This window comes from Streptomyces sp. NPDC056987 (assembly GCF_042673865.1).
Lineage (GTDB): Bacteria > Actinomycetota > Actinomycetes > Streptomycetales > Streptomycetaceae > Streptomyces.
In genome coordinates this window covers 21,553-35,789 of the sequence record NZ_JBHURV010000050.1, presented here as the reverse complement: position 1 = coordinate 35,789, position 14,237 = coordinate 21,553, and the positions used below count along the sequence as shown (strand labels likewise).

The window sequence follows — 14,237 nt, the reverse complement described above, 5'->3', positions numbered from 1 at the left end:
AGCGATCCCCCAGTCCCACGATCCCCCGGTCCCGCGTTTCCGGGCCCGTCAGTGCATGCTGCGTACGTCGAGGTGGCGCAGGACCCGGTCGACGATCTCCGGGTCCGCGCCCGGCTCGTTACGGGCCGAGAGGACCTCGTGGCGGGCCGCCGACATCATCTCGCGCTGGATGCGCAGCATGGTCCGGCCTCGCGCGACGCGCTGCGCCGCCCACTCGCGGCGCTCGTCGTCCGCCAGGTCGGGGCTGATCCGCAGCCCGATGTCGTAGGCCGAGCGCAGCAGCCGTTCGCTGATGTCCTCCGGCAGCTCCTCGACGCCCTCGATCTCCTTCAGCCGGCTCTTGGCCGCCTTGGCCGCGCGGAGCGCGAGGGCGTGCTCCAGCTCGTGCTCCGCCTGCGAGTCCGCCCGCACCCCGAGCCGCTTCACCAGCCAGGGCAGGGTCAGCCCCTGGACGACGAGGGTCGCCATGATGACCGCGAACGCGATGAAGATGATCTCCTCGCGCCCCGGGAAGGGCTGCCCGTCGTCGGTCTCCAGCGGGATCGCGAGCGCCAGGGCGACCGAGGCCACCCCGCGCATCCCGGCCCACCACATGACGACGGTCTCGCGCCAGCTGGTCGGGATCTCCTCGTCGTAGTCCCGGATCTTGTGCATCCGCTTGGCCAGCCAGGTCGCGGGCAGCAGCCACAGCAGCCGTACGAACACGACGACCCCGACCACCGCCGCGCCCCAGCCCAGCATCTCCGACGTCCGGCCCTCGGCCGCGCCGAACGCGTTGTGCAGCTCAAGGCCGATGAGACCGAAGGCCACCCCGGTCACCAGCGTGTCGACGACCTGCCAGAAGGAGTTGCCCGCCAGCCGTCCCATGACGTCGTCGGCGTCCGCCGTGTGGGTGGCGAGGAAGAGCGCGGTGGTGAGCACCGCGAGCACGCCGGAGCCGTGCAGCTCCTCCGCCAGAACGTAGCTGACGAACGGCACCAGCAGCGACAGACCGATCTGGAGGGTCGCGTCGCCGAGCAGCGACATCAGTTTGTTGGTGAGCCAGCCGAGCGCGAGCCCCACCACCACGGCAACCACCGCGGAGAGGACCAGGGAGCCGACGGCGCCCGGCCAGGAGAAGGTCCCGCTGACGGCGGCCGCGATCGCCACGTGGTAGAGCACGATCGCCGTGACGTCGTTGAAGAGACCCTCGCCCTCCAGGATGGAGACGAGCCGCCGGGGCAGCCCGAGCGATCCGGCCACGGCGGTCGCCGCCACCGGGTCGGGCGGGGCGACCAGCGCGCCGAGCGCGACCGCGGCGGCGATCGGCAGGCCGGGCACCACCGAGTTGGCCACCGCGGCCACGGCCGCCGTGGTGACGAAGACCAGCGCGACCGCCAGCAGGAAGATGGGCCGCAGATTCGCCGTGAACTGCCGCCAGGAGGTGCGCTGTACGGCGGCGTACAGCAGCGGCGGCAGCAGGAGCGGAAGGATGAAGTCCGGTGGCACCTGCACATTCGGTACGAACGGGAGCAGCGCCAGGACGACCCCGACGATCGTCATCAGCACCGGCGACGGCAGCCCCAGCTTGTCGCCGAGCGGAACGGTGAGCACCGCCCCGAGCAGCAGGACGATCAGCAGTGCCAACTGGTCCACGGGGGCCCTCCGGTGGTCGAAAGCCTCGAAAGCCTTGGCGGCGGACAAGGGTGATCAAGGCTCCAAGCCTGCCATGAGCCCCGTACGCCCCAGGTCAGGGGGTGCGACCGCCCGGTCCCCGGCCGACCGGCCCGCCGGGACCTCACCGCCCCGGAGCCGCCTCAGAACCGCCGCAGGACCCGGCGCATGGAGCGGTGCGGAATGCCCGCGTCCGGGAATTCCGGGCCGTACGCCTCGTATCCGAGCCGTTCGTAGAAGCCCAGCGCGTGCGACTGCGCGTGCAGGTCGACCACCCGGAGGCCGCGCTCCCGCGCCGCGTCCTCGATGGCCCGCACGAGCGCCGCGCCGATGCCGAGGCCGCGGGCCGTGGCGCGGACCGCGAGCCGCCCCAGGGAGCCGGTGTCCGCATCGCCGCCGGTACGGTCGGCCGCGCCGGGCCCGTACAGCAGCCGTCCGGTGCCCAGCGGCACCCCGTCGTCCCGTACGGCAAGCACCTGGACCGCGTCGCCGTCCCGGCCGTCGTACTCCAGCTCCTCGGGCACCCGCTGCTCGACGACGAAGACCTCCTTGCGGACCGCGAAGCACGCCTCGATGTCCGCGGGCTCCGTCGCGACCCGCAGTGCGTAGCCGGGCGCGGTCACGCGTTGCTCTCCGCCCTGACCTTGTCCAGCGCGCCCTGGAGGTCGGCGGGATAGGTGCTCGCGTACTCGACCCAGCGCCCGTCCGACGGGTGCTCGAAGCCGAGGCGTACGGCGTGCAGCCACTGCCGGGTCAGTCCGAGCCGCTTGGCGAGGGTGGGGTCGGCGCCGTAGGTCAGGTCGCCCACGCAGGGGTGGCGGTGGGCGGACATGTGCACCCGGATCTGGTGCGTACGGCCCGTCTCCAGCTTGATGTCGAGCAGCGAGGCGGACCGGAACGCCTCGATCAGGTCGTAGTGCGTGACCGACGGCTTGCCCTCGGCGGTGACGGCCCACTTGTAGTCGTGGTTCGGATGGCGGCCGATGGGCGCGTCGATCGTGCCGCTCATCGGGTCCGGGTGCCCCTGCACCAGCGCGTGGTAGCGCTTGTCGACGACGCGCTCCTTGAACTGCGCCTTGAGCAGGGTGTACGCGCGCTCCGACTTGGCGACGACCATCAGCCCGGAGGTCCCGACGTCCAGCCGGTGCACGATGCCCTGGCGCTCGGCCGCGCCGGAGGTCGAGATGCGGTAGCCGGCGGCGGCCAGACCGCCGATGACGGTCGTGCCGGACCAGCCGGGGCTGGGGTGCGCGGCGACACCGACCGGCTTGACGATGACGACGATGTCCTCGTCGTCGTGCACGATCTCCATGCCCTCGACGGGCTCGGCGACGATCTGCACGGGCGCGGGGGCCGCGGGCATCTCGACCTCCAGCCAGGCCCCGCCGTTCACACGTTCGGACTTCCCGACCACGGCGCCGTCGACCTGGACCTTCCCGGAGGCGGCCAGCTCGGCCGCCTTCGTACGGGAGAAGCCGAACATGCGGGCTATGGCGGCGTCGACGCGCTCGCCCTCCAGGCCGTCGGGCACGGGCAGGGTTCTGATCTCGGGAAAGCTCACCTGTCGAGTATGCCTTGTGGCTGCGACAGCCCCGACCGCGTGCCCTCCGGCCACCGGTCCCGGCGCGCGGTCCCCCTCAGTCCTTGTGCACGGTCCCGTCGGGGTCGAGCCCCCGGAAGGAGAGCAGCACGATCAGGATGCCGCCGCAGACGATCGCGGAGTCGGCGAGGTTGAAGACCGCGAAGTGCGCGGGCGCGATGAAGTCCACCACGGCGCCCTGGAAGACCCCGGGCGAGCGGAAGATCCGGTCGGTGAGGTTGCCGAGCGCGCCGCCGAGCAGCAGCCCGAGCGCGATCGCCCACGGCAGGCTGTAGAGCTTGCGCGCCAGCCGGGCGATCACCACGATCACCGTCGCCGCGATGATCGTGAAGATGACGGTGAACGCCTCACCGATGCCGAAGGCGGCGCCCGCGTTCCTGATCGCCTCGAACTTCAGCAGATCGCCGATGACCTCGATCGGCTCGTGGTGCTCCAGCTTGGCCACCACCAGCATCTTGGTCCCGAGGTCCAACAGGTACGCCAGGAGCGCGACCGTGAAGAGCGCGGCGATCTTGCGCTTGCCCTTCGGCTGCTCGGCCGTGGCCGCGGTCTCGCCGTCGTTCCCGTTGTCGCTGTCTTCGCCAACGGACGGCGTACCGATGCTGCGCTCCGCCTCTGCCACGTGAGTCCCTCAACCTGCTGGAGTACTGGGTACCTGACTGAGGACGAGGGTACGTCACACCGGTACCCCCGTCCCCGTACCTGCGCACCGGCCGCCCGGTCGGCACCCGGCCCCGGGGGCGCGGGTCCGTCGGCCCCAGGACCTGTCGTGTGCATCAGGACCTGTGGTGTGGGTCAGGGCCTAGCCCCGCCGTTCCTGCTTCTGCTTGTCCTCCACGCAGAGGGTGGCCCGGGGGAACGCCTGCATCCTGGCCTTGCCGATCGGCTTGCCGCAGACCTCGCAGAGGCCGTAGGTGCCCGCGTCGAGCCGCAGCAGCGCCCGTTCGGTCTGCTCCAGCATCTCGCGGGCGTTGGCGGCGAGCGACATCTCGTGCTCCCGCGTGATGTTCTTCGTACCGGTGTCCGCGTCGTCGTCACCGGCTCCGTCCCCGGAGTCCCGCATCAGCCCGGCCAGCGCGGCCTCCGACGCGGTGATCTCGGCGGTCAGCCGGGCGATCTCGCTCTCCAGACCGGTACGCGCCTCGGCGACCTCCTCCGGGGTCCAGGGGTCCTCACCGGGCCGTACCGCGAGTTCCCCGGGCGCCGACGCGTCGGCCTGGGCCGTGGACACCGCTGTGGCGCCGGCCGGTCCTCCGCCGCCCGCGGTCTTCTTAGCTCCCACCGTTCTGGCTCCCGTCTGTTCCGCGGCCTGGGCCGCCCCCTCGGCCGCGGACGCGGCCTGCTTCGCAGGTGCCTTGCTCGCCGGCGCCTTCTTCGCGGGGACCTTCTTCGCGGCCGTCCTGCCGGTCGCCGCTTTCCCGCTCGGAGCCTTCTTCGCCGGCGCCTTCGTGTCCGGTGCGCTCTTCGCCGTCGCCTTCCCAGCCGCGGCCTTCGCAGCCGCGGCCTTCCCAGCCGTTGCCTTCTTCGCCGCGGCCTTCCTGGCGGTGGCCTTCTTGGCCACCTGCTTCCCTGCCGCCGCCTTCTTGGCCGGCGCCTTCTTCGTGGCCGCTTTCCCGGCCACCGCCTTCTTCGCGGTCGTCTTCTTCGCTGCCGCCTTCTTCGCCGCCGCGGGTTCCGCCACGGTCGTTTCCTTCGCGGCGGTCTTCTTCGCCACCATGGCCGCGGCCCCTTCACATAGCGCGATCTTGCTCGCGAATCGTGCTGGGACGATAAATCGACACCAGCCCCGCGGCAACGGGGCACGCCGCCTCTCCGGCCCCTCCCCATGGCGTGAGAACACCGGCCTCCCTGCGTTGTGCCCAGCTCCCCGCCCGGTAATCCGCCGCCTCGCGCGCCACGCCGTACGCGGGCGCCGGTATAACCATTCGGGTCATACGCTCGGCCGTACGGCGCCCTCCGCTCCCCGGTCCCACCGGCACCCTCCCGGGCGCGCGCTCCCCCGCCAGGACCGCCCTAAAACCGGTCGGCCGGGCCGGGCGCCGCCCCGTACACTGGGTTCAGCGAGAGGCGTGGATGGGGACGAGTAGCGTCGTACGCGGCCATGAGCGACCCGGGGACGGTGCGAGCCCGGGGGCAGAGCGCGACGTGAAGCATCACCCCGGAGCCGCCGGAAGAAAGCCCAGGTCACCCCGGGGCGAGTAGAACCGGCAGCGCGACCCCAATGAGGGGGCCACGGGCGGCGACGCCCGGGGCCAAGAAGGGTGGTACCGCGGGAGCCCAGCTCTCGTCCCTTCGACGGAGACGCCGCAGATCCGCCGGAGGAAGCCCCCGATGACACCAGAACCCGCGCCGACGACCGCGACCGGCCCCCGGTACCGCCAGGTGCCCGCCCAGGTCGACCTGCCCGCGCTGGAGCACGCCGTACTCGACCTGTGGCGCGAGAACAAGGTCTTCGAAAAGAGCCTCGAAGAGTCCGAGGGCCGCCCCGAGTGGGTCTTCTACGAGGGCCCGCCCACCGCCAACGGCATGCCGGGCGCGCACCACATCGAGGCCCGCGTCTTCAAGGACGTCTTCCCGCGCTTCCGCACCATGCGCGGCTACCACGTCGCCCGCAAGGCCGGCTGGGACTGCCACGGCCTGCCCGTGGAGCTCGCCGTCGAGAAGGAGCTCGGCTTCACCGGCAAGCAGGACATCGAGGCGTACGGCATCGCCGAGTTCAACGCCAAGTGCCGCGAGTCCGTCACCCGGCACACCGACGCGTTCGCCGAGCTGACGACCCGCATGGGGTTCTGGACGGATCTCGACAACGCGTACCGGACCATGAACCCGGAGTACATCGACTCCGTCTGGTGGTCCCTCAAGGAGATCTTCGGCAAGGGCCTGCTGGTCCAGGACTACCGGGTCGCGCCCTGGTGCCCGCGCGACCAGACCGGGCTCTCCGACCACGAGCTGGCGCAGGGGTACGAGACGGTCGTCGACCCCTCGGTCTTCGTCCGCTTCCCGCTCACCTCGGGCCCGCTCGCCGGCGAGGCGTCCCTGCTGGTCTGGACGACGACCCCCTGGACGCTGGTCTCGAACACCGCGGTCGCCGCGCACCCCGACGTCCGGTACGTCGTCGCGACGGACGGCACGGAGCGGCTCGTCGTCGCCGAGGCCCTGGTCGGCAAGGCCCTGGGCGAGGGGTGGGAGACCACCGGCGCGTCCTTCACGGGCCGCGACATGGAGCGGTGGACGTACGACCGCCCCTTCACCCTCGTGGAGTTCCCCGAGGAGGCGCACTACGTCGTCAACGCCGCGTACGTGACCACGGAGGACGGCACGGGCCTGGTCCACCAGTCCCCCGCCTTCGGTGAGGACGACCTCGCGGTCTGCCGCTCGTACGGCCTCCCGGTCGTCAACCCGGTCCGCCCCGACGGCACGTTCGAGGCGGGTCTCCCGCTGGTCGGCGGCGTCTTCTTCAAGAAGGCCGACGAGGTGCTGACGGCGGACCTCAAGGAGCGCGGCCGGCTCTTCCGCCACGTGCCGTACGAGCACAGCTACCCGCACTGCTGGCGCTGCCACACCGCGCTCCTCTACTACGCGCAGCCGTCCTGGTACATCCGTACGACGGCCGTCAAGGACCGCCTCCTGGAGGAGAACGAGCGGACGAACTGGTTCCCCGACTCGGTCAAGCACGGCCGGTACGGCGACTGGCTGAACAACAACGTCGACTGGGCGCTCTCCCGCAACCGCTACTGGGGCACCCCGCTGCCGATCTGGCGCTGCGAGGACGGCCACCACACGTGCGTGGGCTCGCGCGCCGAGCTGACGGAGCTGACCGGCACCGACCAGAGCGGGCTCGACCCGCACCGCCCCTTCATCGACGCGGTGACCTTCACCTGCCCGCAGGACGGCTGCGAGCTGACCGCCGTCCGCGTCCCCGAGGTCATCGACGCCTGGTACGACTCGGGTTCCATGCCGTTCGCGCAGTGGGGCTACCCGTACAAAAACAAGGACCTCTTCGAGAAGCGCTACCCGGCGCAGTTCATCTCGGAGGCCATCGACCAGACGCGCGGCTGGTTCTACACGCTGATGGCCGTCGGCACGCTCGTCTTCGACAAGTCGAGTTACGAGAACGTCGTCTGCCTCGGCCACATCCTCGCCGAGGACGGCAGGAAGATGTCCAAGCACCTGGGCAACATCCTCCAGCCGATCCCGCTCATGGAGCAGCACGGCGCGGACGCGGTGCGCTGGTTCATGGCGGCCGGCGGCTCCCCCTGGTCGGCCCGGCGCGTGGGGCACGGCACGATCCAGGAGGTCGTGCGGAAGACCCTCCTCACGTACTGGAACACGGTCGCCTTCCAGGCGCTGTACGCCCGTACGTCCGACTGGGCGCCGAGCGCAGCCGACCCGGCCCCGGCCGACCGGCCGCTGCTCGACCGCTGGCTGCTGAGCGAGCTGCACGCGCTGGTCGACCAGACCACGCAGGCGCTCGACGCGTACGACACCCAGCGGGCCGGCAAGCTGCTCTCGGCCTTCGTCGACGACCTGTCGAACTGGTACGTACGCCGCTCGCGCCGCCGCTTCTGGCAGGGCGACAAGGCCGCGCTGCGCACGCTGCACGACGTGGTCGAGACGGTGACGCGGCTGATGGCCCCGCTGACCCCGTTCATCACGGAGCGGGTCTGGCAGGACATGGTCGTACCGGTCGCCCCGGACGCGCCCGAGTCGGTGCACCTGGCGACCTGGCCGGAGGCGGACCTGTCGGTGATCGACCCGACGCTCTCCCGCCAGATGGCGCTGGTACGGCGGCTGGTGGAGCTGGGCCGCGCGACACGGGCCGAGTCGGGGGTGAAGACCCGCCAGCCGCTGTCGCGCGCCCTGATCGCGGCCACGGGCTTCGAGGCGCTCTCGCCGGAACTGCGCGCCCAGATCACCGAGGAGCTGAACGTCTCCGCGCTGGCGACGCTCTCCGAGGTGGGCGGCTCGCTGGTCGACACGACGGCGAAGGCGAACTTCCGCGCGCTGGGCAAGCGCTTCGGCAAGGGCGTCCAGGCCGTGGCGAAGGCGGTCGCCGAGGCGGACGCGGCCGCCCTGTCCGCGGCGCTGCGCGACGGTACGGCGTCGGTGACGGTGGACGGCGAGAGCGTCTCGCTCGCCCCGGACGAGGTGATCATCACGGAGACCCCGCGTGAGGGCTGGTCGGTGGCCTCCGACTCCGGCGCGACGGTCGCCCTCGACCTGGAGATCACCCCGGAGCTGCGCCTGGCGGGCCTGGCGCGGGACGCGATCCGCCTGATCCAGGAGGCCCGCAAGAACAGCGGCCTGGACGTGGCGGACCGGATCACGGTGCGCTGGACGGCGACGGACGACGCGACGACCGAGGCGCTGACGGCGCACACCCCGCTGATCGCGGACGAGGTCCTGGCGACGGACTTCGCCCCGGGCGACGCGGACGCCACGTACGGCACCCCGTTCGAGGACGAGGGCCTGTCCCTCACGTTCCGCCTCCGCAAGGTGTAACCGCTCAAGGGCTGTCCCTTCCAGCCCCGTCCCGGGCCCCTCTCAAGCCCGTCCGGCGCTTGAGGACCGGGGCCCGGGGCCCGGGGCGGAGCCCCGGTTCGGGAAGGGGCGGGTAGGGGAATGCCCCGCGCAGCGGCCCCTACCCGCACCCCGCCACCCCGCACCACCGCACCCCGCACCAGGCGGGGCCACGCAAAAGGGCTGGGCCCGGGACATGTGTCCCGGGCCCAGCCCTTTTCAGCCTGCCGACGGCTGCGCGTACCTCACGCGCGAACCCGTCAGTTGTCGTCCTCGTCGATCAGGAACCCGCGCATCGGCGACGGCGCCTGCTGCATCGGCTGCGGCGCCTGCGGCCGTACCGGCGCCATCGGCTGCGTCATCGCGGGCGACATCTGCTGCTGCCCGCCGTACGACGGACCCGGTGACGGCGCGCCCATCGAGGGGCCCCCCATCGAGGGACCGCCCATGGACGGGCTGCCGCCCATGCTGTGGCCCATCGCGCCCGCGCCGGCCGGAGCCATCGAGGGCGACGGCGGCAGCGAGGCGGCCGCCGGGGTGCGCGGCGGGGCCAGCGAGTCGTCCGCCTGGGTCTCCAACTGCCGGAGCTGGCTCTCCAGGTAGGACTTCAGCCGCGTACGGTACTCGCGCTCGAAGCCGCGCAGGTCCTCGACCTTGCGCTCCAGCGTCGCGCGCGCGGACTCCAGGGAGCCCATCGCCACGCGGTGCTTCTCCTGCGCGTCCCGCTCCAGCGCGTCCGCCTTGGCGCGCGCGTCGCGCTCCAGGCCCTCGGCACGGCTACGGGCCTCGCCCACGATCTTGTTGGCCTCGGAACGCGCCTCGGCGATCGCCTGGTCGGCGGTCTGCTGGGCGAGGGAGAGCACGCGTGCGGCGCTGTCGCCGCCGGGGCCCTGACCGGGCTGGCCCATCTGCGGACCGTGGCCGCCCATGGGGCCGCCCATCGGACCGCCCATGGGTCCGCCCTGCTGCTGCATGGGACCGGGACCACCCTGACCCATCGGGCCACCCTGGCCCATAGGTCCGCCCTGCTGCATCGGGCCACCCTGCATGGGTCCGCCCTGCTGCTGCATGGGACCGGGACCACCCTGACCCATCGGACCGCCCTGGCCCATGGGTCCGCCCTGCTGCATCGGGCCACCCTGGCCCATCGGGCCGGGGCCGTGCTGCTGCTGGCCCTGCGGCCCCTGGCCGTGGGCGCTCGGGCCCGCGGGAAGCTGCGGTGCGCCACCGGGCAGTTGGGGCGGGCCCATCTGCGGGGGCTGCTGCTGTTGCGGCGGTCCGGATATGGCGGCGGGCACCGGAGCCCCGGGTCGGTCCTGCTGCTCGGGCGGCTTGCGCATGGACTGCTGCTGCTGGTTCTGCGCGGCGGCACGCGTCGCCGCGGCCAGCTTGGCGCGCAGGTCCTCGTTCTCGCGGAGCAGGCGGGTCAGTTCGGCCTCGACCTCGTCGAGAAAGGCATCGACCTCGTCCTCGTCGTAGCCTTCTCGGAGGCGGACGGTTGTGAACTGCTTGTTCCGCACGTCCTCGGGGGTCAACGGCATCTCTTCTTCACCTCTACGTAGTCGTCGGCAGTCGGCAAGACCGTTTCGTTCACATTCCCCTCGCAAGGTTGCTGACAACCGTGATGAGGATGTAAACGATGATCATCAGAACGAAGAAGGACAGGTCGAGTGCCACGCCCCCGAGACGCAGCGGCGGGATGAACCGCCGCAGAAGCTTGAGCGGTGGATCGGTGACAGTGTAGGTGGCCTCCAGAATGACCACCATCGCCTTGCCTGGCTGCCATGAGCGCGCGAACTGGAAGACGTAATCCATGACCAACCGGAAAATCAGCACGATGAGGAAGCACATCAGCGCGATGTAGACCACCTGTAGTGCGATGCCCATCCCGCTGCTTCCCTCTCCCCTGGCTCACTCTGATTCCGGTCGCGTCGGCGGGCCGTTCCCGCCGTGCGACCGGGTCGTTCCCGGTGCTGTGTTCTAGCTCTGGTTGAAGAATCCGCCCTCTGCGATGCGGGCCTTGTCCTCCGCCGTGACATCGACGTTAGCAGGAGAGAGCAGGAACACCTTCTGCGTCACCCGCTCAATGCTGCCATGGAGACCGAAGACGAGTCCCGCGGCAAAGTCGACAAGTCGCTTCGCGTCCGTGTCGTCCATCTCCGTGAGGTTCATGATCACCGGAGTGCCCTCGCGGAAGTGTTCCCCGATGGTACGGGCCTCGTTGTAGGTCCTCGGGTGCAGCGTGGTGATGCGGTAGGGCTCCCGCTCGGACACGACCTTGGGCATGATCACAGGTGCGTTCTTCTCCAGGCTGGGACGTTCAGGTGTGATGGATGCCACGGGGGCGATTCGGGCCGGACGTCCACTGTCCGCCGCGAGCGAAACCGGCTCGCGGTCGCGCTGCGCGGGCGGTTGGGCCACGCGCACGGGCTCTTCCCGCTCGGGCTGGTGTACGGGCTGGTGACGCCGGTGCTCGCGTTCCGGCTCCGGCTCGGGTTCGAAATCATCGTCGGGGTCGAAGCCCCGGCCGTCGTACCCATCGTCCTCCACGAGGCCGAGGTAGACCGCCATCTTGCGCATCGCGCCGGCCATGCTCTGGGTCCTCCGCTCTGTGGTGGATCGGCCTCGTCACCAAGTGCCCTCGATCCACTGGGTCTGACCGCCTTTCGGCGGAAATGACCATATTTTCTGCTGTGGTCCGACTCGCTTCGCGACGTTACCCGAGCCGAGGTCGGACTCCGAGTACCGCCGTACCGACGCGTACATGTGTCGCTCCCGCCGCTACCGCGTCCTCAAGGTCCGCACTCATCCCCGCGGAGACCATGTTCGCAGCCGGATGGTCCGCGCGCAGGCGGGATGCCAATTCCAGCAACCGGTCGAACGCGGCCCGTTGCCGGCCCGCGTACCGGCCGGCGAGCGGCGCCACGGTCATCAGACCGTCGAGCCGCAACCCCGGCGCACCGGCCACCGCGGCGGCCAACTCCTCGATCCCGTCGGGCGCCACACCACCCCGCGCCCCGCGCTCACCGGACTCGGCGTCGAGGGCGACCTGAAGCAGGCAGCCGACCTCACGCTCCGTGCGTACCGCCGCGGCGGAGAGTGCGGAGACGAGCTTGGCGCGGTCGACAGATTGCACCACATCGGCGTAACTGGCTACGGAACGGACCTTGTTCGTCTGCAATTGACCCACAAAATGCCAGGTCAACGACAAATCTTCACAAGCGGCCGCCTTGGGGGCGGCGTCCTGGTCCCGGTTCTCCGCGACCTGCCGCACCCCGAGTTCATGGAGCAGCCGGACATCGCTCGCGGGGTAGGTCTTGGTGACCACGATGAGGGTCACCTCCTCCCGCTTGCGACCCGCGGCGGCGCAGGCCGCGGCGATCCGCCGCTCCACCGTCGCGAGATTCGCGGCGAGTTCGGACTTCCGTCTCGCCGTGTCCTGATCGTCCTGCTCGTCCCGCATGCCCCGTGCATCCCGCTCGTCCCGCATGTCCGCCCCGTCCATCATGCCAGCCAGACATAGCCGGCGAGCCGGCCGGTCGTGCGGTCCCGGCGGTACGAGTAGTGGTCGTTCGACTCACGGGTGCAGACCTCCGAGCGCCGCAGGTCCAGGACGCCGAGGGAGGCGAGTTGTGCGTGCACACCGCCGACCACGTCGACGGACGGGGTTCCCCAACTGGTCTCGGCCCCGGCCTCCGGTACGACGGCGGCGACATCGTCCCGCATCGTCGCGGGGACCTCGTAGCAGCGGCCGCAGACGGCGGGTCCGGTACGGGCGGTGATCCGGTCCGGCCGGGCGCCGAGCGAGACCATCGCCTCGACGGCGGCGGGCACGACGCCCGCGACCAGACCGGGGCGCCCCGCGTGAGCGGCGGCGGCGACGCCGGCGACCGGGTCGGCCAGCAGGACGGGGACGCAGTCCGCGGTGAGTACGGCGAGGGCGAGGCCGCGCCGTACGGTGACGACCGCGTCGACGGCCGGGATGTCACCGTCCGTCCACGGCCCTTCGGTGACGGCGACATCGCGGCCGTGCACCTGGTTCATCCAGACGACCCGCGCGGGGTCGATCTCCAGGGACTTCGCCGCGAGGTCGCGGTTGGCACGTACGGCGACGGGGTCGTCACCGACCGCGCCGCCGAGGTTGAGCTCACCGAACGGAGCGGCGCTCACCCCGCCCCACCGGTCGGTGAAGGCGAAGTGCGCGCCGCTCAGTTCTTCGTACTGTCGTATCACTTCAGGTCACTTCAAGAAGTCCGGGACATCCAGCTCCTCGGCCTGGCTGTCCGGGTACGGACGGGCCGGCGGGACCTGCGGCTGGTTGACCGTCGAGAGCGGCTTCTCGCCGACCGGGGCCGGGTCGACCCGGATCTGGCTCTCCTCGCGCGGCGGCACCGTACCGAGTCCGCCCGCGGGGCGGCCGGTCTCGGCCGGGCGGGCCGGGGCCTGCGGTTCGTCGCGCTTGCCGGAGCCCGCGCCGAGCACGGTCTCGCGCCGGGTCGGCGGCTGTCCGCCGTCGAAGCCGGCCGCGATGACGGTGACCCGTACCTCGTCGCCCAGGGCGTCGTCGATGACCGCGCCGAAGATGATGTTGGCCTCGGGGTGGGCCGCCTCGCTGACCAGCTGCGCGGCCTCGTTGATCTCGAAGAGACCGAGGTCGGAGCCGCCGGAGATGGAGAGCAGGACGCCGCGGGCGCCGTCGATGGACGCCTCCAGGAGCGGCGAGGAGATCGCCATCTCCGCCGCGGCCACCGCGCGGTCGTCGCCCCGGGCGGAGCCGATGCCCATGAGCGCCGAGCCGGCCTCGGACATCACGGACTTCACGTCGGCGAAGTCCAGGTTGATCAGCCCGGGGGTGGTGATGAGGTCGGTGATGCCCTGGACACCCGACAGCAGTACCTGGTCCGCGGACTTGAACGCGTCGAGCACGCTGACCTGGCGGTCCGAGATGGACAGCAGCCGGTCGTTGGGGATGACGATGAGGGTGTCGACCTCTTCGCGGAGCTCGGCGATGCCGTCCTCCGCCTGGTTGGCGCGGCGCCGGCCCTCGAAGGTGAACGGGCGGGTGACCACACCGATCGTGAGGGCGCCGAGCGAGCGCGCGATGTTGGCCACGACGGGTGCGCCGCCAGTGCCGGTGCCGCCCCCCTCGCCCGCGGTGACGAAGACCATGTCGGCCCCCTTGAGGACCTCCTCGATCTCCTCGCGGTGGTCCTCCGCCGCCTTGCGGCCGACCGCCGGGTTGGCGCCGGCGCCGAGGCCACGGGTGAGTTCCCTGCCGACGTCGAGCTTGACGTCGGCGTCGCTCATCAACAGGGCTTGCGCGTCCGTGTTGATCGCGATGAACTCGACGCCCTTGAGACCGACCTCGATCATTCGGTTGATGGCATTGACACCACCGCCGCCGACACCGATGACCTTGATGACTGCGAGGTAGTTCTGCGGTGCTGCCACGTCGAAGGCCTCT

The 14,237-nt window shown here is 71.3% G+C and carries 12 protein-coding genes; 1 reads left to right on the top strand and 11 read right to left on the bottom strand.

The genetic code is table 11. From position 1 onward, the window contains the following. Positions 1-48 precede the first annotated feature (48 nt). The 5 genes from ACFTZC_RS37030 to ACFTZC_RS37010 all read right to left on the bottom strand — a co-directional run bounded on the left by ACFTZC_RS37030 (position 49) and on the right by ACFTZC_RS37010 (position 4,970). Positions 49-1,635, bottom strand: a complete 1,587-nt coding sequence (locus ACFTZC_RS37030; protein ID WP_382897768.1) for a Na+/H+ antiporter — start codon at positions 1,633-1,635, stop codon at positions 49-51. Between the two features lie 161 nt (positions 1,636-1,796). Beyond that, positions 1,797-2,276 carry a GNAT family N-acetyltransferase gene (locus ACFTZC_RS37025; protein ID WP_382897765.1) on the bottom strand — a complete coding sequence of 160 codons (480 nt, stop codon included), beginning with the start codon at positions 2,274-2,276 and terminating at the stop codon, positions 1,797-1,799. Further along, on the bottom strand, positions 2,273-3,214 hold the full coding sequence (locus tag ACFTZC_RS37020) for an RluA family pseudouridine synthase (protein ID WP_365806583.1): 942 nt from the start codon (positions 3,212-3,214) through the stop codon (positions 2,273-2,275). Before ACFTZC_RS37020 ends, ACFTZC_RS37025 begins: the two co-directional genes overlap by 4 nt. Positions 3,215-3,290: 76 nt before the next feature. Then, entirely contained in the window at positions 3,291-3,875 is a 585-nt protein-coding gene (lspA, locus tag ACFTZC_RS37015) for a signal peptidase II (RefSeq protein ID WP_382897762.1), read from the bottom strand. Between the two features lie 180 nt (positions 3,876-4,055). After that, positions 4,056-4,970, bottom strand: a complete 915-nt coding sequence (locus tag ACFTZC_RS37010; protein WP_382897759.1) for a TraR/DksA family transcriptional regulator — start codon at positions 4,968-4,970, stop codon at positions 4,056-4,058. A gap of 614 nt (positions 4,971-5,584) precedes the next feature. Here ACFTZC_RS37010 and ileS point away from each other — a divergent pair. Continuing rightward, positions 5,585-8,755, top strand: a complete 3,171-nt coding sequence (ileS, locus tag ACFTZC_RS37005; protein WP_382897756.1) for an isoleucine--tRNA ligase — start codon at positions 5,585-5,587, stop codon at positions 8,753-8,755. Between the two features lie 278 nt (positions 8,756-9,033). Here the strand turns inward: ileS and ACFTZC_RS37000 are convergent, their stop codons facing one another. From ACFTZC_RS37000 to ftsZ, 6 genes are all read right to left on the bottom strand, one after another. Beyond that, on the bottom strand, positions 9,034-10,314 hold the full coding sequence (locus ACFTZC_RS37000; RefSeq protein ID WP_382897753.1) for a DivIVA domain-containing protein: 1,281 nt from the start codon (positions 10,312-10,314) through the stop codon (positions 9,034-9,036). Between the two features lie 49 nt (positions 10,315-10,363). Then, positions 10,364-10,660 carry a YggT family protein gene (locus ACFTZC_RS36995; RefSeq protein ID WP_329826038.1) on the bottom strand — a complete coding sequence of 99 codons (297 nt, stop codon included), beginning with the start codon at positions 10,658-10,660 and terminating at the stop codon, positions 10,364-10,366. A gap of 93 nt (positions 10,661-10,753) precedes the next feature. After that, positions 10,754-11,365 (bottom strand): cell division protein SepF, encoded by a 612-nt coding sequence (locus ACFTZC_RS36990; protein WP_382897751.1) that lies wholly within the window; start codon positions 11,363-11,365, stop codon positions 10,754-10,756. A gap of 124 nt (positions 11,366-11,489) precedes the next feature. Beyond that, entirely contained in the window at positions 11,490-12,236 is a 747-nt protein-coding gene (locus ACFTZC_RS36985) for a YggS family pyridoxal phosphate-dependent enzyme (protein WP_382897749.1), read from the bottom strand. 41 nt (positions 12,237-12,277) lie between these two features. Continuing rightward, positions 12,278-12,985 carry a peptidoglycan editing factor PgeF gene (gene pgeF / locus ACFTZC_RS36980; protein WP_382897849.1) on the bottom strand — a complete coding sequence of 236 codons (708 nt, stop codon included), beginning with the start codon at positions 12,983-12,985 and terminating at the stop codon, positions 12,278-12,280. A 27-nt stretch (positions 12,986-13,012) separates the two neighbouring features. Further along, complete coding sequence (ftsZ, locus tag ACFTZC_RS36975) at positions 13,013-14,224, bottom strand: cell division protein FtsZ (protein ID WP_382897746.1); 1,212 nt, start codon at positions 14,222-14,224, stop codon at positions 13,013-13,015. Positions 14,225-14,237 lie beyond the last annotated feature (13 nt).

Excerpts from the sequence above, each read along its gene's own strand:
- ACFTZC_RS36985 (WP_382897749.1), bottom strand. The coding sequence starts at position 12,236 with ATGCGGGACGAGCAGGACGATCAGGACACGGCGAGACGGAAGTCCGAA.
- ACFTZC_RS37010 (WP_382897759.1), bottom strand. The coding sequence starts at position 4,970 with ATGGTGGCGAAGAAGACCGCCGCGAAGGAAACGACCGTGGCGGAACCC.
- ACFTZC_RS36995 (WP_329826038.1), bottom strand. The coding sequence starts at position 10,660 with ATGGGCATCGCACTACAGGTGGTCTACATCGCGCTGATGTGCTTCCTC.
- ACFTZC_RS36990 (WP_382897751.1), bottom strand. The coding sequence starts at position 11,365 with ATGGCCGGCGCGATGCGCAAGATGGCGGTCTACCTCGGCCTCGTGGAG.
- ileS (WP_382897756.1), top strand. The coding sequence starts at position 5,585 with ATGACACCAGAACCCGCGCCGACGACCGCGACCGGCCCCCGGTACCGC.
- ACFTZC_RS37000 (WP_382897753.1), bottom strand. The coding sequence starts at position 10,314 with ATGCCGTTGACCCCCGAGGACGTGCGGAACAAGCAGTTCACAACCGTC.